Below are 20,389 nucleotides of genomic sequence, written 5' to 3'. Positions count from 1 at the left end.
ATCATGAAACGCATTATTTTGTTTGTCCTGACCAACCTGGCTGTTGTGGTCGTGTTGGGCATTGTGGCCAGCCTGCTGGGCGTGAACCGCTACCTCACACCCAACGGCCTGAACCTGAGCTCGCTGCTGGGTTTCGCGCTGGTGATGGGCTTTGGGGGTGCCATCATCTCCCTGCTGATCAGCAAGCCCATGGCCAAGTGGACCTCGGGTGTGCAGGTGATCGCGCAGCCGCAAAACGCCGACGAAGCCTGGATTGTGGAGACCGTGCGCAAGTTTGCCGACAAGGCTGGCATTGGCATGCCCGAAGTCGGCATCTTTGAAGGCGCACCCAACGCCTTTGCTACCGGCGCGTTCAAGAACTCGGCCCTGGTGGCCGTGAGCACGGGCCTGTTGCAAGGCATGACGCGCGAAGAGATCGAGGCCGTGATTGGCCACGAAGTCGCCCACATCGCCAACGGCGACATGGTCACCATGACGCTGATTCAGGGCGTGATGAACACCTTTGTGGTGTTTTTGAGCCGCGTGATCGGCTACGCGGTGGACAGCTTCCTGCGCAAGGGCGATGACCGCGACAGCGGCCCCGGCATCGGCTACTACATCAGCACCATCGTGCTGGACATCGTGCTCGGCTTTGCTGCCGCCATCGTGGTGGCCTGGTTCAGCCGCCAGCGTGAATTCCGCGCGGACGCCGGTGCGGCGCAACTCATGGGCCGCAAGCAGCCCATGATGAACGCGCTGGCCCGCCTGGGCGGCATGACGCCCGGCGAGTTGCCCAAGAGCGTGGCCGCCTTCGGCATTACAGGCGGCATTGGCCAGCTGTTCTCGACCCACCCGCCGATTGAAGAGCGCATCGCAGCGCTGCAAAACGCGACTTAAAACTCCGTCACAACGGTGGCGCCAGCCACCTCGAACTTGTCCATGTTCATGAGCGCATCAATCGACTGGGCAAGGCTGATTTTTTGCCCCACCAGTTTCTCGGGCGCCAGCTTGCCCGAGTTGATCATGGCCAGCATGGCGTCGTAGCGGTGGGCCTGCATGCCATGGCTGCCCAGGATTTCCAGCTCGTGGGCAATGACCTTGGCCATGGGAATGGCTGGCGTGGTGTGTTCACCCAGCATGAGCCCCACCTGGATGTGCTTGCCCCGCTTGCGCAGGTTGCTGATGGAGTTGAAGCAGGTGGTGGGGTGCCCCAAGGCGTCCAGCGACACGTGTGCGCCGCCTTGACTGATGTCGCGTACGGCTTCGACCACGTTGGCCACCTGCGTGGCGTTCACCGTGGCAACGGCCCCCAGCGCGCGGGCCAGTTGCAGTTTGTCGTCGGAAATGTCGATGGCAATGACGTTGGCGCCCACGGCGTTGGCAATCATGATGGCCGACAAGCCCACGCCGCCGCAGCCATGCACGGCCACCCACTGTCCGGCAGAGGTTTTGCCCTGGTCGACGACCGCGCGAAATGAGGTGGCGAAACGGCAGCCCAGGCTGGCTGCAGTGGCAAAGTCCAGCGTGTCGGGCAGTGCCACCAGGTTGATGTCGGCCTGGTCGATGGCCACGTACTCGGCAAACGAACCCCAATGGGTAAAGCCTGGCTGAAACTGGTGGTCGCACACCTGGTGATGCCCCGCGTGGCATTCGGGGCAATGGCCGCAAGCCGCGACGAACGGCACCGTTACGCGATCGCCCCGCTTCCAATGCTTCACGTCCTTGCCCACCGCTTGGACGATGCCCGCGAACTCATGGCCCGGAATGTGGGGAAGGTGAATGTCTGAGTCATGGCCCACCCAGCCATGCCAGTCGCTGCGGCAGACGCCCGTGGCCATCACCTGGATGACCACCCCATGGTTGTGCGGCGAAGGGTCGGGCACCTGCTGGAGTTGGGGTGGTGCGGAAAAGGCTTCGTAAACCACTGCTTTCATGAAAATCCTTGGCGTTGAATGATTCCATCAGTATAAAAATTACCAATGAAGATATTCTTCTGTTTTGAGGTAGAAAGTGGGTGTTTTTGATAAACGGTTTCGCCGCGGTGCGCCTGGATGAAGGAGTCTTTCACAATGGATGGTCTGGACAAAATTGATCTCGCCATATTGGCCAAGCTTCAGCAGGATGGCCGACTGCCCAATGCGAAGCTGGCCGAGGCGTTTTCCCTGAGTGAGGCCTCATGCTGGCGCAGGCAAAAGCGGCTGGAGGAGGCCGGGGTGATAGAGGGTTACCAAGCCACCCTGAATCGCCGCAAGCTGGGCATCGGTGTGATGGCCTTTGTCCAAATCGTCTGCACACAGCACGGCGAAGAGATCACAGCGAATTTTGAGCGCCAAGTACGGGCCTGCCCCAACGTGCTGGACTGCCACAACATCACCGGCGAAGCCGATTTTCTGCTGAAGGTCGTCGCCAAGGACCTGGACGACTACAGCCGGTTCGTTGAACGTTTCTTGCGCCAATTGCCCGGCGTGTTGAGCATCCGCTCCAGCATCTCCCTGCGGGAAATGAAGGCCGCCAAGGGCTTGCCGGTATTGGAGATTTTGAACGGCGGCTAGGCCGGTTGGCACATGGCTAGGGCCAGGGCCTCCGCCACCTTGATGCCATCCACCCCCGCCGACAGAATGCCGCCCGCATACGAGGCACCTTCTCCCGCCGGGTACAGGCCCCGCACATTGGTACTTTGCAGGTCGTCCCCGCGCGGCATCTTGATGGGGCTGGAGGTGCGGGTTTCTACGCCGGTCAGCACGGCATCGGCCATGTCAAAGCCCTTGATCTTCTTGCCAAACGCGGGCAGCGCCTCGCGCAGCGCAGCAATCGCGTAGTTGGGCAGGCTGGGGGCCAGGTCGCCCAGCTTCACGCCGGGTTTGTACGACGGCGTGACGCTGCCAAATTCTGTAGAAGGTTTGGCCGCGATGAAGTCGCCCACCAGTTGACCCGGTGCCTCGTAAGTGCCGCCGCCCAGGGTGTAGGCGCCGCTCTCCAGCTGGCGCTGGAAGGCAATGCCGGACATGGGATGCGCGGCGTTGGGGTTCTGGGCTTTCATCGCCGCCGCCTCGGCCGCGTAGCGCTGGCCTTTCTCTTCACCAAAGGCGTGCACAAAGGTGGTCGCGTCATCCGGGTAGTCCGGCGGGTCGATGCCCACCACCATGCCAGCATTGGCATTGCGCTCGTTGCGCGAATACTGGCTCATGCCGTTGGTAACCACGCGGCCTGGCTCGCTGGTGGCGGCCACCACGGTGCCGCCGGGGCACATGCAGAAGCTGTAGACCGCACGCCCATTGGCGGCGTGGTGCACTAGCTTGTAGTCGGCTGCGCCCAAAAGCGGGTGGCCTGCATGGCGGCCCCAGCGTGCGCGGTCGATCACGCCCTGCGGGTGCTCAATGCGAAAGCCCACGGAGAACGGTTTGGCGTGCATGGCCACGCCGCGCTCATAGAGCATGGCAAAGGTGTCGCGCGAGCTGTGGCCCAGCGCCATCACCACATGACGGGCGGGCAGCTCGTAGCGGCTGCCATTTTGAAGGTTTTCGACCTCTAGCCCGCGTAGACATTGCGCGGGCAGCTCCTGATTCAATAGCACGTCCGTCACGCGCTGTTCAAACCGGATCTCACCACCCAGCGCGATGATCTGCTCGCGGATGCCCTCCACCACCTTCACCAGCTTGAAGGTGCCGATGTGCGGGTGTGCCTCGTAAAGTATCTCGGCCGGGGCGCCGTGCTGCACAAACTCGTGCATGACCTTGCGGCCCAGAAAGCGCGGGTCCTTGATCTGGCTGTACAGCTTGCCGTCCGAAAACGTACCAGCACCGCCCTCGCCAAACTGGACATTGCTCTCGGGGTTCAGGGTTTTCTTGCGCCACAGGCCCCAGGTGTCCTTGGTACGTTCGCGCACCGGTTTGCCGCGCTCCAGCACGATGGGCTTGAACCCCATCTGCGCCAGCACCAGCGCCGCAAACATGCCGCAGGGCCCAAAGCCCACCACCACGGGGCGTTCCGCCAGGTCGGCCGGCGCTTGCGCGACAAAACGGTAGGCCATGTCAGGCGTAGCGCTGATGTGCGGGTGGTTGAGGAACTGGGCCAACAGCGCGGCTTCCAACGCAGGGTTGGCCAGCGTGATGTCGGTGATGTAGACGGCAAGTAGGTCCGCTTTTCGCGCATCAAAGCTGCGTTTGAAGACGTGCAGGTCGGCAATGGCCGCCGGGTCAATGCCCAGCGCCTGGGCGCACAGGCGTTTCAGCGCGTCAATCGGGTGCGCCACGGGGGCGCGGTCGGCGTCGGTCTCGGTGGGGGCGTCCGCGGCACGGCGGGCCTCCACGGGCAAGGCGGACAGGGGGAGTTTGAGTTCTGTGAGGCGGATCATGGGGAGGGCTCGTGGTTATCAAGCAAGGCCGCGATTTTAAAGGGACGAGCGTTGCAGTGCGCGCAGGCACGTTGATTGCTTGGGTCTTCATGTGCCAAGTCATACCTACTCCTACACCCTGGGTCCCCGTACCTACGGCTTTCGCGATCTCAAAGACCTGATGGCCAAGGCCACACCGCTGCGTTCGGGCGACCTGCTGGCGGGCGTAGCGGCCCACAGCGCCGAGGAACGTGCTGTGGCGCAAATGGCGCTGGCCGAGGTGCCGCTGCGCACGTTTTTGAGCGAAGCGCTGGTGCCGTACGAGACGGACGAGGTCACACGCCTGATCCTAGATAGCCACGACGCTGCGGCCTTTGCGCCCGTGAGCCACCTGACGGTGGGGGACTTTCGCAACTGGCTGCTCAGCGATGCAGTGGACAGCGCCACCTTGACGGCCCTGGCACCCGGAATCACACCCGAGATGGCGGCTGCGGTCAGCAAGCTCATGCGCAACCAGGATTTGATTCTGGTGGCCAAAAAATGCCGTGTGGTCACCGCATTCCGCAACACCATCGGCCTGGCCGGGCGCATGGCCACGCGCCTGCAGCCCAACCACCCGACCGACGACACCACCGGCATCGCCGCCAGCCTGCTGGACGGGCTGTTGTACGGCAGCGGCGATGCGGTGATTGGCATCAACCCGGCCACCGACAACGTGGCCCAGGTGGTCAAGCTGGTGCACATGATGGACGACATCATCAGCCAGTACGGCATCCCCACCCAGTCCTGCGTGCTGACGCATGTGACCAACTCCATGCAGGCCATCGAACGCGGCGCGCCGGTGGATCTGGTGTTCCAGTCCATCGGCGGGACCGAGGCGACCAACAGCAGCTTTGGCCTGAACCTGGCGCTGCTGGCCGAGGCGCGCAGTGCGGCCTTGTCGCTGCAGCGCGGCACGGTGGGCGACAACGTGATGTATTTCGAGACCGGGCAGGGCAGCGCCCTGTCGGCCAACGCGCACCATGGCATGGACCAGCAGACCTGCGAGGCGCGCGCCTACGCGGTGGCGCGCCACTACAAGCCGCTGCTGGTCAACACCGTGGTGGGCTTCATTGGCCCCGAGTACCTGTTTGACGGCAAGCAGATCATCCGCGCTGGGCTGGAAGACCACTTCTGCGCCAAGCTGCTGGGCCTGCCCATGGGCTGTGACGTCTGCTACACCAACCACGCCGAGGCAGACCAGAACGACATGGACGTGCTGCTCACGCTGCTGGGCGCCGCGGGCTGTAACTTTGTGATGGGTATTCCGGGCTCGGACGACATCATGCTGAACTACCAGACCACCTCGTTCCACGACGCGCTGTACGCCCGCCGGGTGTTGGGCCTGCGCCCCGCGCCCGAGTTCGAGGCCTGGCTGCAGCGCATGCAGATCTTCAGCGAGGCGGGCCCCGCCTTTGCCCTGCACCCCACGCTGCCCCCGGCGTTCCACAAAGCCCTGCTGCAACTGACCTGAGCCCCATGAGCGAACCCCTGTCCCCCGTCACCGCCAACCCCTGGTCGGTGCTGCGCCAGTTCACCGACGCGCGCATTGCGCTAGGACGCTCGGGCGTGAGCCTGCCCACAACCGCACACCTGGCCTTCCAACTGGCGCACGCCCGGGCGCGTGACGCCGTGCACCGCAGTCTGGATGTGCCCCGTCTGGCCGATGCGCTGGCCGCGGCCTGGCCCGATGCGCCGCCGCCCTGTGTGCTGCTGCACAGCGCTGCCATCGACCGCAACCACTACCTGCAGCGCCCCGACCTGGGGCGGCGACTGGATGCCGCATCACTGGAGGTGCTGTCGCAGCTGTACCTGCCGGCATCGGTCGATGCCACGTCGCCGGACCGTCCGTACGACGTGGCCTTTGTCGTGGCCGATGGCCTGTCGGCTCTGGCGGTGGAGCAGAATGCCGCCCCGTTCCTGCGGGCGCTGTACCACCGCATGGGCGGGGAGGGCTGGCGTGTGGCGCCTCTGTGCATGGCCCAGCAGTCCCGTGTGGCCATTGGCGATGAGATCGGGCAGGCGCTGGGCGCCAAAGCGGTGGTGGTGTTGATTGGCGAGCGCCCGGGCCTTAGCTCGCCCGACAGCATGGGCCTGTACCTGACCTGGATGCCCCGTCTGGGGCTGACCGATGCCAGCCGCAACTGCATCTCCAACGTGCGCCCCGCGGGGCTGGTGTATGAGGACGCGGCCTTTAAGCTGCATTACCTGCTGACCGAGGCGCGCGAGCGCCAACTCTCGGGCGTGGAGCTCAAGGACGAGACTGAGGGCAGCGTACGGCTGCAGGGGGTGGAGCAGGGCAACTTTCTGTTGCGCTAGGTCCGCTTGGCTATTGAAGTTTTGCGTCGGCGGCGGACACCTGCTGGATCAGGTAGGCGTCAAACTTCTCATCCGTCCAGCGCATCACCTGGATGCTGAGGCTAGGGTCCTGGGTGGAGGTGAACACCAAGTAGTTGAAGGCCTGCGCCTGCGCGGCATTGCCATCGGGTTCCAGGGAGCCGTCGTCGGACTCTTTGTCGTTGTAGCGGTACACCACGCCGTCCAGGGTCAGTTCGCCTTTTTCATCGTCTTCCACGGCGTCCAGAAACTTGCGGGGGCGGTCCACGAGCTTGCGCAGGTTGACCCGCTTGACCATGACCTCCACTTTGGGCGGTTTGGCCGAAAGGTCGGCGTAGACCAACTGTTCTTGCCCATCGGCAGAACTGCCGAGGATTTGGTACCAGACGCCATCGTCGCTGCGCACGGGGTGGACATGGGCAATGGTGAGCGTGCGTGCCCCACTGTTGTTGGCTGAAGGAAGACTCAATACAGTGCCCGCCTTCAGGTTGGCGGCATCGCCAGCCTCCAGCGCGTACACCGGTACCAGGGACGCCAGACCAAGAACGGCAGCCACCATCCAGCGGGTGATGAAGGTGGTCATGTGAGGGGAATCCTTCTACAGAAAAGGTGACGTTTGCCCCGCATCGTAGTGGAATCCCCGCACCGTGCGGCTACGATGCAGCCGGTTCCTTTTTTACGGCGGGTACCTCCTATGCAACTTGTGGCGAGAATTTTCAAAGCGGTGCTCACCGTCTATGCCGTGGCCTTTGGCCTGTCCTGCTTTGCGCAGGCCGGATTGGAAAGTGGTGCGGCTAACACGCCGTGTTTGCGTTATGACGGCCTGTACCGTAATGAGCAAAAGGCGTCCGATGGCCGACCCTACTGGCAATATTTTCGGTTCTATGCCGACAGCACCGCGGTGACGGTTAGCTCAACGGGGCAAGTGGCGGAAATTCTGAGGTGGTTCCACAAAGACAACCCGCAGCTACTGAGCGGAAAAGTGGTGTTGCGCGGCAACGCGTTGTCTTTTGTTGCCAACAGCACCTACGGCGCCGTGGAATTCGATGGAGTGCTGCAGGGCAGCCACTTGGTTCTCAACTCTTACAGTCGGATCAACCAAGCCAAGGGGCGTGATGACTACGTGTTTGTCGCCTTCCCGCCCCAGGAGCCGCCACCTTCTTCAACCGCGGAAACGGTGGCGTGTGTGAAGGGCTGATGGAATGGACTATCAGGTGGGCAGGAAGCCGTCCACCGACAAATAGCGTTCACCCGTGTCGTAATTGAACCCCAGCACAGTGGCCCCGACTGGAATCTCGGGCAGTTTTTGCGCGATGGCGGCCAGCGTGGCGCCGCTGGAAATGCCCACCAGCAGGCCTTCTTCGCGTGCGCTGCGGCGTGCGTATTCGCGGGCCGGTTCGGCGTCCACCTGGATCACGCCGTCCAGCAATTCGGTCTTCAGGTTTTTGGGGATAAAACCTGCGCCAATGCCCTGGATGGGGTGGGGCGCGGGTGCACCGCCGCTGATTACGGGTGATGCGGTGGGCTCCACCGCGAACACTTTGAGCTTGGGCCATTGGGCCTTGAGCACTTGCGCCACGCCACTGATGTGGCCGCCTGTGCCCACGCCGGTGATGAGGACGTCCACCCCATTCGGGAAGTCTTTGAGGATTTCCTGCGCCGTAGTGCGTGCATGCACGTCGATGTTGGCGGGGTTCTCGAACTGCTGGGGAATCCACGCCCCCGGCGTCTGCTCGGCCAGCTCCTGGGCGCGGGCGATGGCGCCTTTCATGCCTTTCTCGCGCGGGGTCAGGTCAAACGTAGCGCCGTAGGCCAGCATGAGGCGGCGGCGTTCGATCGACATGCTGTCGGGCATGACCAAAATCAGCTTGTAGCCTTTGACCGCGGCCACCAGGGCCAGGCCCACGCCGGTGTTGCCCGATGTGGGCTCAATGATGGTGGCGCCGGGTTTCAGTACGCCACGTTTCTCGGCGTCTTCCACCATCGCCAGCGCAATGCGGTCCTTGATCGAACCGCCCGGGTTGCTGCGTTCACTCTTCACGTACACCTTGTGGGTGCTGCCAAACAGCTTGTTGATGCGGATATGGGGCGTGTTACCAATGGTTTGCAGGACGTTGTCAAAGGCCATGGGGAGTCTCCGTGTTGGAAAAGAACGCAACCATTCTCTGCCAAATGCATGACTGGCGAGCGACAGTTTGGGCATATCGATATACCAGCCCCCGCAGGACCGATAATGGGGCGGTGAAGCCCGCCAGACCATCGCTGGTGCAATCTGGGAAACCAGGCACTGGAGGAACGTCCGGACTGCATAGGGCAGCGTAGCAGTTAACGACTGTCCACTGACAAGCTGTGTACGCAAGTGCATGGCCCTAAGGTGAGGATTAGAGCAACAGAGACGAGCCGCTTTAGTGCGGGTGAAACGGGCAATCTCTACGCGCAGCAATACCAAGTAGGCCAACGTTGACGGGGCCCCCGGAGTTGGCGGGTAGGTAGCATCGAGCCGTTTGGGTGACCAGCGGCCCAGAGTAATGGTGGTCACATGGGGGGAAACCCCCATGCACAGAATCCGGCTTATCGGTGGGCTTCACACTTTTTTTGTTGTATGGTCGAGTCTTCACAGTTATTGGGAGATGGGACCATGCGACCGATTCTTGAACTGTTGGAAAAGCAAGGTGGCGCCATCTGGAGCTTGAGCCCCGATGACAGCGTGTACAACGCGCTCGAAATGCTGGCGGACTGGAACGTGGGTGCCCTCATGGTGATGGATGGCGACAAGCTGGTCGGCGTGTTTTCCGAGCGCGATTACACCCGCAAAATTGCCTTGGCGGGGCGCTCATCCAAAGACACCAAGGTCAGTGAGATCATGACCGCCCAGGTGCTGACGGTCACTCCCAGAACTTCGACTGACGACTGCATGGCTCTCATGAGCCAGAAGAAGATCCGCCACTTGCCGGTAGTGGAGGGCAGCAAGGTGCTGGGCATGATCTCGATCCGTGACCTGATGGACAACATCATCAAGGACCGCGAACTCACCATTACCCAGCTGCAGAATTACATTTCTTCCTGAACTCTAGAACTTCTCGTAGCCCGCCAAGAAGCGCCACTGCCCCACCGGCAGGTCGGCAATCGTGACCCGTCCCAGGCGGATGCGGCGCATCGCCAGAATTTCCAAATTCGCTTGCGCGCACAGGTAGGCCACTAGGCCCGGGTGTGAGCCCTTGATGGCAAAGCGCACGCGGCTCATCTCGGGCGTGCTACTGCTCACGCTGAACTTCACGGGCGGCAGGTCGTTGCGCTCATCTTTGAGTGCATAGCCAATCGGCTTGAGCGCTTCGGGCGCCACCTCGCCCTTCACCTCCACCAAAAACTCGTGCTCCATGGTGCCCATGTCTTCGGTGAGCTTGCGCGTGGTGCGCCAGTCTTGGGTGAACACCACCAGACCGGTGGCGCCATTTTCGAGTTCGATGTCGGCTTCCAGGTTGCTGAAATGGCGCTTGAGCACCGGCGTGTCCGTGGGGTCGTGTTCCCAATGGGTTTGCGCGGTCAGGAGACTGCGCGCGTCGGGTGCGGCCTTGCGCCCGCGCACGGGCTCCAGTTCCTCGGTGCCATCGGAATACCCCGCAGGCTTGTTCAGCAGCAAGGTCACGTCGCTGAGGCTCAGCAGGGTGGCATCGGCGTCCAGCGTGACGGTCTGTTTGTCCACGCGGTGCGCAGGCTCTTCCACCACCACGTCATTTACGCGCACCCAGCCGCCGGCGATGTACTGCTCGGCCTCTTTGCGCGAGCAGTCTTTGAGGGCCATTACGCGCTTGGACAGGCGCTCGCCCGTCTCCGCCGCCACCGGTGCCACGGCAACGGGCTCTTTGCGTGGCTTGCGGAAACGGGGCTTTTTGGTGGAGGGGGCTGGGGTGGCCGCAGGGGTGACCGGGCTGGGCCTGGGCACTACCGGTGCAGGCGCCACCAGGGCGCGCGGCGGTTTGACTGGTTTGCGCAGCGTGGGGCGTGGGGGCTTGGAGTCCGGAGTGCTCATGGCTGGCCTTCTTGTTTTTGGGGGGCACCCGGATTGTCCAGGGCGTAAATGCGCTCCACATGCGCCAGCAACGAGCGCTTGGCCACGGGCCAGATGCGCGGGTCCACATCGTCATAGGCCAGCGGCAGCCAATCGTCCAGGCTGCCCAGCGGATTAGCTTTCATCACGGCGGCAATCTTGGCCTCACGCGCCAAGCGGTGGGCTTTCAGCTTGGCAATCGCCTCCAGCGCGCCGTCGATCACATGGCCATGCGCCGGCAGGATGTACTGCACGCCCAGTTCGGTACAGGCCGCGGTCAACGCGTCCAGCGAATCCAGGTAGTCGCGCATATTGCCGTCAGGCGGGTCTATCACCGTGGTGCTGCCATTGAGGATGTGGTCACCGCTGAACAGCAGGCCGTCTTCCTCCAATAGCAGGCAGACATGGTTGGCCGCGTGGCCCGGTGTGTAAATCACCTGCAGGGTGTGCACGGGTTTCAAAGCACTTTCGACGTCCAGCCCAGGCAGCATATGCGCGAGCAGCTCCTGATTTAATAGCGGCCGATCGGGTGTGAAATCGCTGGCAGCTCGGGCCGTGGGGGCGGATGGCAGGCCCAGAATCGGCGGGCCACCCTGGCACAAGGCCTGCAGGGGGGCTGCGCCCGGCGAGTGGTCGGGGTGGGAGTGGGTGCAGACGATGCGCAAGATGTTGCCGCCGCTGCCGTCTTCAAAGGCGGCTGCTTGCCACAGGCGTTGCACATGGTCGGCGTCCGCCGGGCCGGGGTCGATCACGGTGAAGCCGGTGGCGGGCTCGCCTACCAGGTAGCTGTTGGTGCCGGGGCCGGTCATCACGCCCGGGTTCGGGGCGGTCAGGCGCAGCACGTTGCGCAGCAGCGGGGTGGGGCGGTCGGTTTGCCAGGCGTCGATCAGCGAGGCGGCTGCGGGTGAAGTATCCGCAGGCAGGATGTGGGTGGGTCTAACCATGCGCTGGATGGTACGGCCAAACGCGGATAATTCGGCCATGCGAATTCCGTTCACCAAAATGCAGGGCGCGGGCAATGACTTTGTCGTGCTCGACGAAACGCGCGGCCGCCTGGGCCTGACCGAGGCGCACTACCGCTTTCTGGGCGACCGCCACTTTGGCGTGGGCGCCGACCAGATTCTCACGGTGCGCCCCTCGCCAGCCGAGGGCATTGATTTCGAATACGTCATCCACAACGCCGATGGCAATGAGGTGGAGCAGTGCGGCAACGGCTCACGCTGCTTCGCCCGCTTTGTGCACGACAAGGGCCTGACCACCAAAGACCGCATCCGCGTGCAGACCATGAAGGGCGTGATCGAACCACGCCTGAACGCCGATGGCCGGGTGACGGTGGACATGGGGGCGCCGGTGTTCGCGCTGGCCGACATTCCGTTTGACGCCAGTGGCCTCACGCTGCAGCCCATGGGTGCATGGGGAAATTGGCCTCTAGCCATCGTGGATATTGCGCCAGCAGCTCCTCTTTTGATAGCAACCGTGTCCATGGGCAACCCCCATGCGGTGACGCTGGTGGACAACGTGGACACCGCCGCCGTGGCCACGCTGGGCCCGGCCGTGCAGGCCAACCCGCGCTTTCCGCAGGGCGTGAACGTGGGCTTTCTGCAGGTGGTGGACCGCAGCCATGTGCGGCTGCGCGTGTTCGAGCGCGGCGTGGGTGAAACCCTGGCTTGTGGCACCGGCGCTTGCGCGGCGGTCGTTTCCGGCGTCCGCTTGGGCCTGCTGGACGCCCGCGTGGAGGTGCAAACCCATGGCGGCGTACTCACCATCGAATGGGCGGGTGGCGACGCCCCTGTGTTCATGACCGGCCCCGCCACCACCGTGTTCCACGGCGAAATTGACCTTCCCGAATAACCCCAACGATCGCACCATGACTACACCCGTGAACCACGCCTTGGCCCACCCCATCACCGAAGACGACATCGCCAATTACCTGGCCAACACGCCCGACTTCTTCCAGCGCCATGCCGAGCTGCTGGCCACGGTGCAGTTCACCAGCCCGCACAGCCACCGCGCTGTGAGCCTGCAGGAACGCCAAGCCGAGATGTTGCGCGAGAAGATCAAACTGCTGGAGCAGCGCATCATGGAAATGATCCGCAACGGCAATGAGAACGTCATGCTGTCGGACAAGATCCTGCGCTGGGCGCGTACCCTGTTTCTGACCAACGACCTGCAGGCCCTGCCCGCGCAAATCGTGCAAGAGATCCAGGACCAGTTCGCCGTGCCCCAGGTGGGCCTGCGCCTCTGGGACGTGGCCGCCGCGTATGCCGGCCTGCCCTGTGCACAGGGCGTGAGCGACGACGCCAAGGTGTTCGCCGCCTCGCTGACCGAGCCCTTTTGTGGCCTGAACACCGGCTTTGAAGCCGTGGGTTGGCTGGACGATACGGCCCATGTCAGCTCGCTGGCGCTGATTCCCCTGCGCAGCGGTGAAGGCGGTGGCAGCGTGTTTGGCATCCTGGTGCTGGCCTCCAGCGACGCGCATCGCTTCAACAGCGGCATGGGCACCGACTTCCTGGCCCGCATCGGCGACCTGGCCAGCGCGGCGCTGTCGCGCCTGCGTTAACCCCCACTGGCCGTGAACACGGACGACGCCTCGCTGGTTGAAAAATACCTGGAGTACGTCCGCGTAGAAAAACGCCTCGCGGCGCGAACGGTGGAGCTGTACGCGCTGGACCTGGGCAAGCTCAGCGCTAACGCGGCCAAGCTGTCGGTGGCCTTGGTCGAGGTTAAAAATAACCACATCCGCCGCTGGGTGGCACAGATGCACAGTGGCGGTCGCAGCGGCCGCGGCATTGCGCTCATCCTCTCGGGTTGGCGCGGCTTCTACACCTGGCTGGGCCGCCAGGGCCTTGTGAGCAGCAACCCGGTGCAGGACGTGCGTTCTCCCAAAGCTCCCAAACCCCTGCCCAAGGCCCTGGCCGTGGACGACGCGGTGCAGTTTGCCGACTTCGAGAGCGACGACAACGCCTGGCTGGAAGCGCGCGACGCGGCCATGGTGGAACTGCTCTACGGTAGTGGTCTGCGTGTGGGCGAACTGGTGGGGCTGGACGTGGTGGCCGGCAAGGACGCCAAAGGCTGGGTGGACCTGCAGGCCGCCGAGGCCCATGTGCTGGGCAAGGGCAGCAAGCGCCGCACCGTGCCGGTAGGCAAGACTGCGCTGGAGGCCTTGACGCGCTGGCTGGAGCTGCGCGGGCCGCTGGGCACCGCCACCGGGGCACCTACGGCCGCCACCCAGGCCGATGCGGCTGCCGCGCTGTTTACCGGGCGCAATGGCACGCGGCTGACGGCCCAAAGCGTGTGGCAGCGCCTCAAGCGCCGCAGCCAACTGGCAGGCCTGAACACCCCGGTGCACCCACACATGCTGCGTCACTCGTTTGCCAGCCATGTGCTGCAAAGCAGCGGCGACCTGCGCGCCGTGCAGGAACTGTTGGGCCACGCCAACATCACCACCACGCAGGTCTATACGCGGCTGGACTTTCAGCACCTGGCCAAGGCCTACGACGCGGCCCACCCGCGGGCGCGCCTGCGCACCCCCAAAAAAGACTGAGCGAAGTCTGTAAGTCTTGTAAACAAGTGTCGGCCCTCGCGTGTCGCACAATCGCCCCCATGAAAACCATTCGCCTGCGCGCCGGCAAAGAGCGCTCCCTGTTGCGCCGCCATCCCTGGATTTTTGAGTCTGCCATTGCCAAGGGCAGTGGTGACAGCGGCGAGACCGTGCGGGTGGAGTCCGCCGAAGGCCAGTTCCTCGGCTGGGCGGCCTTCAGCCCACAGTCCAAGATCCGTGCGCGGGTCTGGAGTTTTGATGAGGCGCAGCGCATTGATGCTAGCTTTTTTATAGCTGCTTGCGCAGCGTCTGTGAGGGCTAGAGCCCGATTTGATGTCAAGAGCGATGGCGTGCGCCTGGTCCACGGCGAGTCCGATGGCTTGCCCGGTTTGATTGTGGACCGCTATGGCGACACGCTGGTGGCCCAGTTCACCTCGGCCGGCGTGGAGAAGTGGAAGGGCGTGATTGCCGACGCGCTGTTGGCCGCCACGGGCTTGACCAAGCTGTACGAGCGCTCGGACGCCAGCAGCCGTGGGCTGGAGGGCTTGCCCGAGGTGACGGGCTGGCTGCGTGGGGAGGGTGCAACCGACCTGGTGCTGCAGGAGCACGACTGGAAGCTGGCGCTCAGCATCGCAGACGGCCACAAGACTGGCTTCTACCTGGACCAGCGCGACAGCCGCAAGCGCTTTGCCGATGCGACGCGCCGCCTGGGCTTTCAACGCGTGCTCAACTGCTACTGCTACACAGGTGGCTTCACCGTGGCGGCCCTGTCGGGCGGTGCTGGCCATGTCACCTCCATCGACTCCAGCGGCCCGGCCATTGAAAAAGCAGCGGCCAATGTGGCGCTGAACGGCTTTGACGCCAGCCGCGCCAGTTTCATGGATGCCGACGTGAACGCCAGTCTGCGCGCCTTTGGGGCCGAAGGCCGCAGCTTTGACGCCATCATCCTGGACCCGCCCAAGTTTGCCCCCACCGTGGCCCACGCCGAGCGCGCGGCGCGTGCTTACAAGGACATCAACCGTCTTGCGTTCAAGCTGCTGGAGCCCGGTGGCGTGCTGTTCACCTACAGCTGCTCGGGTGGTATCAGCGCCGACCTGTTCCACAAAATCATCGCGGGGGCGGGTTCCGATGCGGGCGTGGACGGCTATATCACCGAACGCATGGGCGGCGCACCCGACCACCCCATGACGATTGCTTTCCCGGAAGGGGAGTACCTCAAGGGGCTGGTGGTGATGCGGCGGGCCTTATAGGCGCAGGCGCTGCCAAACTTTGAATTGCTGACTACACTTCGCAGTTGTCCTCTTTTTGCACTGCACCATTTTTGGATTGAACGATGAGCTTGATTCCCGCCACCATCCTGACCGGCTTTCTGGGTTCCGGCAAAACCACGCTCCTGAAGCGCGTGCTGGCCGAAGCCCATGGCCAGAAAATTGCCGTCATCGAAAACGAATTCGGTGAAGAAAACATTGACAGCGACATTCTGGTCAGCGACACGAATGAGCAAATCATCCAGATGAGCAACGGCTGCGTCTGCTGCACCATCCGCGAAGACCTGCGCACCACGCTGAAAGATCTGGCCGAGAAGAAGCGCAAGGGCGAATTGGACTTTGAGCGCGTGGTGATCGAAACCACGGGCGTGGCCGACCCCGGCCCCGTGGCGCAAACCTTCTTCATGGACGACGAGATTGCCGAGACCTACCTGCTGGACTCCATCCTGACGTTGGTGGACGCCAAGCATGCGGTGCAGCAGCTCAACGACCGCCAGGAAGCGCGCCGCCAGATCGGCTTCGCCGACCAGATATTCATCAGCAAGTCCGACCTGGTATCCAAGGACGAGTTGGACGCCTTGATGCACCGCATCAAGCACATGAACCCGCGCGCGCCCCAAAAGGCGGTGCATTTTGGCGACGTGTCGCTGAAAGAGGTGTTTGATCTGCGCGGCTTCAACCTGAACGCCAAGCTGGACATCGACCCCGACTTCCTCAAGGAAGACGACCATGACCACCACGATCATGACCATGCGCCCGGCGAACATTGCGACCATCCCTCGCACCAGCATGACCACGCACATGGGGACCATGGCGGCCACGGCCACCACCATCACCACGATGACGACGTAAAAAGCTTCGTCTTCAAGTCCGAACGACCGTTTGACCCCGCCAAGCTCGAAGACTTCCTGGGCGCCATCGTCAACATCTATGGCCCGCGCATGCTGCGTTACAAGGGCGTGCTCTATATGCAAGGCACCGAGCGCAAGGTCATCTTCCAGGGCGTGCACCAGCTCATGGGCAGCGATCTGGGCCCCGCATGGGCCGAGGGGGAGCAGAAGTGCAGCAAAATGGTCTTCATTGGCATTGATCTGCCCAAGGACATATTCCTGCAGGGCATGGAGCAATCCTTGGTCTGACAGCGGCTGCCCTCTAGATACCTACCAATAACCGGCTGGGAGCCAAATGATTGTCTCGCTTTTGCAACTGATGGGTTTCCCGATGGGGAAACCTGTACACTCGCGCGCCGAAGAAACCCCCGTTTCACCGTCTGCAAAGACGACGAAAGGGGCTGCAGCCACCAGGGACCATGTGCAGGCGAGTACTGCCAGGAGACAAGAAGTGAAAGCGAATTCCGGGAAAGATACCAAAGCCAAAGCCGTCAACGCTAAGGACGCCAAAGCCAAGGTCAGCGCAAAACCCAGTGCCAAAGCACCTGCCAAGCCAGCAGCCAAGCCGGCGGTGAAGGTGTCCGCCAAGGTTGCGGCCAAACCCGCAGCCAAGGCCGCGCCCAAAGCCGTTGCCAAGCCAGCAGCCAAACCCGCCGCCAAAGCGGTCAAGGCCAGCAAGCCTGTGGCCAAGGCCCCCGTGAAAGCGGTCGCCAAAGCCCCAGCGAAAACAGTGGCCAAAGCCGCTGCCAAACCTGTTGCGAAGGTGGCCCCCAAGGCCGCGCCCAAGCCAGCAGTTAAAATCAAGGCGCCGACGCCCGCTGCCAGCAAACCCAGTCCCGCCAAAGCGGCTGCGGTGGTGGCGGTGGCGCCAGTGCCCGTGGTCCCTGCGAAATCAGGGCGCCCTTCTTCCCGGTTGGCGCAACTTACCGTGCCATCCATGGCGCAATCTGTGGCCTCCACAGCCGCCAAAGCCACCTACACCCTTACCATGTCCTCCCCCGTGATTGCCCCCGTTATTCCGTCCATTGCCAAGAAGGACGCCAAGCTTGCCAACAACTGGAAGTCCAAGCCCGTCGCGGAGTTGACCGATGCCGAGTTGCTGGCCATGCCCGACTCCGAGTACATGAACGACGTGCAACTGGCTGCGTTCCGCCTCAAGCTCTCCATCCTCAAGCGCGACATCTTGAACAGCGCCGGTGAAACCACCGAGCATCTGCGTGAAGACACCTCCGTGGTGCCCGATCCCGCAGACCGCGCCACTATTGAAGAAGAACACGCGCTGGAGCTGCGCACCCGCGACCGGGAGCGCAAGCTGCTGAAGAAAATCGAGCAGTCCATCGTGCGCATTGATGCAGGCGACTACGGCTACTGCGACGAAACCGGTGAGCCTATCGGTGTCGGACGTTTGCTGGCGCGTCCCACGGCCACGCTGTCGCTGGAAGCGCAGCAGCGCCGTGAGCTCAAGCAGAAAATGTTTGGCGACTGATTGTTTCTGCGCTGAACCAGCCCGTTTCATTACTCTATGGCGACCAAAGACGATCGACCCGGTTTGTTGTCCAAGGTGGCGATGTTTGTCCGCAATCCGACCAAAGACTGGTCAGAGCTGGACCGCGCCGAGCCCGAGCAGGAAAGTGGTTATGACAAACAGGCCCTCAAGGCCATGATCGAGCGCAAGCGGCAAAATGACTTTGTCCGCAAGCGCGAGTTCGACCAGCTGCGCAAACTGCGCAACCGCGATCCATCCGCCGCTGCGGGGCTGGCGCGCCCCTCGTTTTTCCAGACCAGCATTCCCACCGACCCGGATGGCCGTGCGGTCACGTTGAAGAAAATCGACGAGATCGAGGCCCAGATGTCCAAGCAGTGGTGGAAGGGTAAGCAGGATGCTGCCGCGGCCCAAGCCAATGGCGGGGCGGCTGCGTCGGATGACGGCCCGTCAGCAGACCTGTCGCTGCCCATGCCCCAGCACCCGGGCTCTTCTGCGCCTACTGTGCCTGCCACCCTGTCGTCCCATTTTGACGCCACCGAATCCTCTGATCTGGGCTCCAGCCCACCCAGCGGCCAGCTCTCGGAATACGCCCCCACCGAAATGGGTGTGGGCATGCCGCCCCCCATGTCGTCCCACGTGCCCTTGCATGCGGTGCCGCGTACGCGTACCCCCATGCCCATGCCTCCGGTGGGCCAGGGTTTGACGGGTGATGAAAACTCCGACCTGTCGTTTTCCACCTCCAAGCTGTTCGCGATCGAGGTAGACGACATGGCCACCGACCCTGAGTTGGAGGAGGCCGCCATCCGCTTCGCCAATGGGGATGACGGTGGTGCGGAAAGTGGCCTGTTGATGGCATTGTGCGGTAGTGCACTGGTGCCGGAAGTCGCCTTGTCGTGGGCTGCTGCGTTGCTGGACCTGTACCGCGCAACCAACAACCGGGAGCGTTTTGATTGGGCAGTGGTCGAGTTTGCCCAGTGGTGGGGGGCTGCCATTCCCAGCTGGGAGTCGTTGCCAAACGCCGCGCAGAGTGCTGGGACCACGTCTTCCGCACCCTTGGCTTCTGGGCCCGGTGAGGCCCATGTAGATGCCGTCTGGCACAGCCCCTCTGAGCTCACCGTGCAAGCCATGGAAGACCTGCGCGATGCCATGTCCTTCCAGCCACCGCCTTGGGTGATTGGTTGGTCCCACCTCACACGCATTGATGCGCAGGCGATGCCTTTGTTGGGCGGCCTGTTTGCCAGCCTGTGCGATGAACCGGTGTCACTGTGCTTCAGCGGCGCCGACAGTCTGGTCCAGGCCTTGCGCAGCATCACGCCATCGGGGGACCGCGGTGTGGATTCCTCTTGGTGGGGCGTGCGCCTGAATGCCCTGCGTGCCATGGAAATGCTTGACGAATTTGAGCTGGTTGCGCTGGACTACTGCGTCACCTATGAAGTCTCGCCGCCCGCTTGGGAGCCAGCCCGGTGTACCTTCGAATTGGTGCACAGCGGTGCTGCCGCCGGTGCGGATGGAGCCCGCGACGGCGGACGTGGTTTTGAAAATGCCGCCACCGTGCCCATGGGGCTGGACACTCCCCAGACCACCGGTTTGGAGTTGCGCGGTGATGTGCTGGGTGATGCCACGCAGGCGTTGGCGGGGCTGGATGCGGCCCGCGAGGAGGGCGGCCGCATCGCGGTGTCGTGCCGCCACCTGATTCGGGTGGATTTTTCGGCAGCCGGCAGTATTCTCAACTGGGTGGCCATGCGCGAATCCGAAGGCTGCCTGGTGCAGTTTCAGGATGTGCACCGCCTGGTTGCTGCTTTTTTCAACGTCATTGGCATCAATGAGCATGCCCGTGTCATCCCCCGCGCCATCTGAGTAGATGCCGCGGCAGGTGCTGCGGCTTGAATTCGGCGCCAACCCCCGCATGTCAGACAGCATGGAACAATTTCACGGCACCACCATCATCAGCGTTCGCCGCAAAACCCCGCAGGGCGACCAGGTCGCTATCGGTGGCGATGGGCAAGTCACCCTGGGCAACATCGTCGTCAAGGGCTCGGCCCGCAAGGTGCGCAAGCTGCACCATGGCAAGGTGCTGGCCGGTTTTGCTGGCGCCACCGCCGATGCCTTCACCCTCTTTGAGCGCTTTGAGGCCAAGCTGGACAAACACCAGGGGCACTTGGTGCGCGCCGCGATTGAGTTGACCAAGGACTGGCGCACCGACCGCGTGCTGCGCCGGCTGGAGGCCATGCTGGCCGTGGCCGACAAGGATGCGTCTCTCATCATCACCGGCAATGGCGATGTGCTGGAGCCTGAGAACGGCATCGTGACTATTGGCTCTGGCGGAGCCTACGCGCAGGCCGCGGCGGTCGCGCTGCTCAACCATACCGAGTTGCCCGCCGCCGACATCGTGAAACGCTCCCTGGAAATTGCCGGCGAGCTGTGCATTTACACAAACATGCACCACACCATCGAAACGCTCTGAGACC

19 protein-coding genes, 1 other RNA gene and 1 pseudogene are annotated in these 20,389 nt (G+C 63.2%); 15 read left to right on the top strand and 6 right to left on the bottom strand.

Features of this window, described 5'->3' with window-relative positions; translation table 11 throughout:
• The first annotated feature begins 3 nt into the window (after positions 1 to 3).
• The gene (gene htpX / locus J2X15_RS06275) at positions 4 to 876 is read left to right on the top strand and encodes a protease HtpX (RefSeq protein ID WP_310340429.1); all 873 of its coding nucleotides are present in this window, start codon (positions 4 to 6) and stop codon (positions 874 to 876) included.
• Here the strand turns inward: htpX and J2X15_RS06270 are convergent.
• A complete protein-coding gene (locus J2X15_RS06270; RefSeq protein ID WP_310340428.1) occupies positions 873 to 1,913 on the bottom strand; it encodes a zinc-dependent alcohol dehydrogenase family protein in 1,041 nt (346 codons plus the stop codon). The genes htpX and J2X15_RS06270 overlap by 4 nt on opposite strands.
• A gap of 135 nt (positions 1,914 to 2,048) precedes the next feature.
• Here J2X15_RS06270 and J2X15_RS06265 point away from each other — a divergent pair, with 135 nt between their 5' ends.
• Positions 2,049 to 2,531, top strand: a complete 483-nt coding sequence (locus J2X15_RS06265; protein ID WP_310340425.1) for an Lrp/AsnC family transcriptional regulator — start codon at positions 2,049 to 2,051, stop codon at positions 2,529 to 2,531.
• Here J2X15_RS06265 and J2X15_RS06260 read toward each other — a convergent pair.
• Positions 2,528 to 4,333, bottom strand: a complete 1,806-nt coding sequence (locus tag J2X15_RS06260) for an NAD(P)/FAD-dependent oxidoreductase (protein ID WP_310340421.1) — start codon at positions 4,331 to 4,333, stop codon at positions 2,528 to 2,530. The genes J2X15_RS06265 and J2X15_RS06260 overlap by 4 nt on opposite strands.
• A gap of 91 nt (positions 4,334 to 4,424) precedes the next feature.
• Here J2X15_RS06260 and J2X15_RS06255 point away from each other — a divergent pair, with 91 nt between their 5' ends.
• Together J2X15_RS06255 and eutC are read left to right on the top strand one after the other, a co-directional pair.
• Positions 4,425 to 5,825 (top strand): ethanolamine ammonia-lyase subunit EutB, encoded by a 1,401-nt coding sequence (locus J2X15_RS06255; protein WP_310340419.1) that lies wholly within the window; start codon positions 4,425 to 4,427, stop codon positions 5,823 to 5,825.
• Between the two features lie 5 nt (positions 5,826 to 5,830).
• Positions 5,831 to 6,670 (top strand): ethanolamine ammonia-lyase subunit EutC, encoded by an 840-nt coding sequence (gene eutC / locus J2X15_RS06250; protein ID WP_310340416.1) that lies wholly within the window; start codon positions 5,831 to 5,833, stop codon positions 6,668 to 6,670.
• A gap of 10 nt (positions 6,671 to 6,680) precedes the next feature.
• On the opposite strand, the gene J2X15_RS06245 is transcribed toward eutC, so the two are convergent.
• On the bottom strand, positions 6,681 to 7,271 hold the full coding sequence (locus J2X15_RS06245; RefSeq protein ID WP_310340413.1) for a hypothetical protein: 591 nt from the start codon (positions 7,269 to 7,271) through the stop codon (positions 6,681 to 6,683).
• A 111-nt stretch (positions 7,272 to 7,382) separates the two neighbouring features.
• Here J2X15_RS06245 and J2X15_RS06240 point away from each other — a divergent pair, with 111 nt between their 5' ends.
• Positions 7,383 to 7,886 (top strand): hypothetical protein, encoded by a 504-nt coding sequence (locus J2X15_RS06240; protein WP_310340411.1) that lies wholly within the window; start codon positions 7,383 to 7,385, stop codon positions 7,884 to 7,886.
• 12 nt (positions 7,887 to 7,898) lie between these two features.
• Here the strand turns inward: J2X15_RS06240 and cysK are convergent, their stop codons facing one another.
• Positions 7,899 to 8,816 (bottom strand): cysteine synthase A, encoded by a 918-nt coding sequence (cysK, locus tag J2X15_RS06235; RefSeq protein WP_310340409.1) that lies wholly within the window; start codon positions 8,814 to 8,816, stop codon positions 7,899 to 7,901.
• A 115-nt stretch (positions 8,817 to 8,931) separates the two neighbouring features.
• On the opposite strand from cysK, the gene rnpB reads away from it, so the two are divergent.
• Both rnpB and J2X15_RS06225 read left to right on the top strand, forming a co-directional pair.
• Positions 8,932 to 9,278: RNase P RNA component class A (rnpB, locus tag J2X15_RS06230), an RNA gene on the top strand.
• 48 nt (positions 9,279 to 9,326) lie between these two features.
• Positions 9,327 to 9,755, top strand: coding sequence for a CBS domain-containing protein (locus J2X15_RS06225; RefSeq protein WP_310340407.1), 429 nt, complete (start codon positions 9,327 to 9,329; stop codon positions 9,753 to 9,755).
• A gap of 3 nt (positions 9,756 to 9,758) precedes the next feature.
• Here J2X15_RS06225 and J2X15_RS06220 read toward each other — a convergent pair whose 3' ends face one another.
• A complete protein-coding gene (locus tag J2X15_RS06220) occupies positions 9,759 to 10,718 on the bottom strand; it encodes an RNA pseudouridine synthase (protein ID WP_310340404.1) in 960 nt (319 codons plus the stop codon).
• Positions 10,715 to 11,614, bottom strand: a pseudogene (locus J2X15_RS06215) (MBL fold metallo-hydrolase); the annotation flags it as partial. The gene J2X15_RS06220 and the pseudogene J2X15_RS06215, both read right to left, overlap by 4 nt.
• A 103-nt stretch (positions 11,615 to 11,717) precedes the next feature.
• Between J2X15_RS06215 and dapF the strand changes: the two are divergent.
• From dapF to hslV, 8 genes are all read left to right on the top strand, one after another.
• Positions 11,718 to 12,587: a diaminopimelate epimerase gene (gene dapF, locus J2X15_RS06210; RefSeq protein WP_310340402.1), complete on the top strand. Its 870-nt coding sequence runs from the start codon at positions 11,718 to 11,720 to the stop codon at positions 12,585 to 12,587.
• 16 nt (positions 12,588 to 12,603) lie between these two features.
• Positions 12,604 to 13,296 (top strand): DUF484 family protein, encoded by a 693-nt coding sequence (locus J2X15_RS06205; RefSeq protein WP_310340400.1) that lies wholly within the window; start codon positions 12,604 to 12,606, stop codon positions 13,294 to 13,296.
• Positions 13,297 to 13,308: 12 nt separating this feature from the next.
• Entirely contained in the window at positions 13,309 to 14,280 is a 972-nt protein-coding gene (locus J2X15_RS06200) for a tyrosine recombinase XerC (RefSeq protein ID WP_310340399.1), read from the top strand.
• Between the two features lie 59 nt (positions 14,281 to 14,339).
• Positions 14,340 to 15,527: a class I SAM-dependent rRNA methyltransferase gene (locus tag J2X15_RS06195; protein ID WP_310340397.1), complete on the top strand. Its 1,188-nt coding sequence runs from the start codon at positions 14,340 to 14,342 to the stop codon at positions 15,525 to 15,527.
• An 83-nt stretch (positions 15,528 to 15,610) separates the two neighbouring features.
• Positions 15,611 to 16,684 (top strand): CobW family GTP-binding protein, encoded by a 1,074-nt coding sequence (locus J2X15_RS06190; RefSeq protein ID WP_310340393.1) that lies wholly within the window; start codon positions 15,611 to 15,613, stop codon positions 16,682 to 16,684.
• Between the two features lie 202 nt (positions 16,685 to 16,886).
• Positions 16,887 to 17,921: an RNA polymerase-binding protein DksA gene (dksA, locus tag J2X15_RS06185; protein WP_310340390.1), complete on the top strand. Its 1,035-nt coding sequence runs from the start codon at positions 16,887 to 16,889 to the stop codon at positions 17,919 to 17,921.
• Between the two features lie 36 nt (positions 17,922 to 17,957).
• Positions 17,958 to 19,778, top strand: coding sequence for an STAS domain-containing protein (locus tag J2X15_RS06180; protein WP_310340387.1), 1,821 nt, complete (start codon positions 17,958 to 17,960; stop codon positions 19,776 to 19,778).
• A gap of 61 nt (positions 19,779 to 19,839) precedes the next feature.
• Positions 19,840 to 20,385, top strand: coding sequence for an ATP-dependent protease subunit HslV (gene hslV, locus J2X15_RS06175; RefSeq protein WP_105262083.1), 546 nt, complete (start codon positions 19,840 to 19,842; stop codon positions 20,383 to 20,385).
• The last annotated feature ends 4 nt before the right edge of the window (positions 20,386 to 20,389 follow it).

Origin of the sequence: Rhodoferax saidenbachensis, assembly GCF_031457975.1 — a bacterium.
Lineage (GTDB): Bacteria > Pseudomonadota > Gammaproteobacteria > Burkholderiales > Burkholderiaceae_C > Allorhodoferax > Allorhodoferax saidenbachensis_A.
The sequence above is the reverse complement of the archived record's forward strand: the minus strand, read 5'-3'. Positions and strand labels throughout refer to the sequence as shown.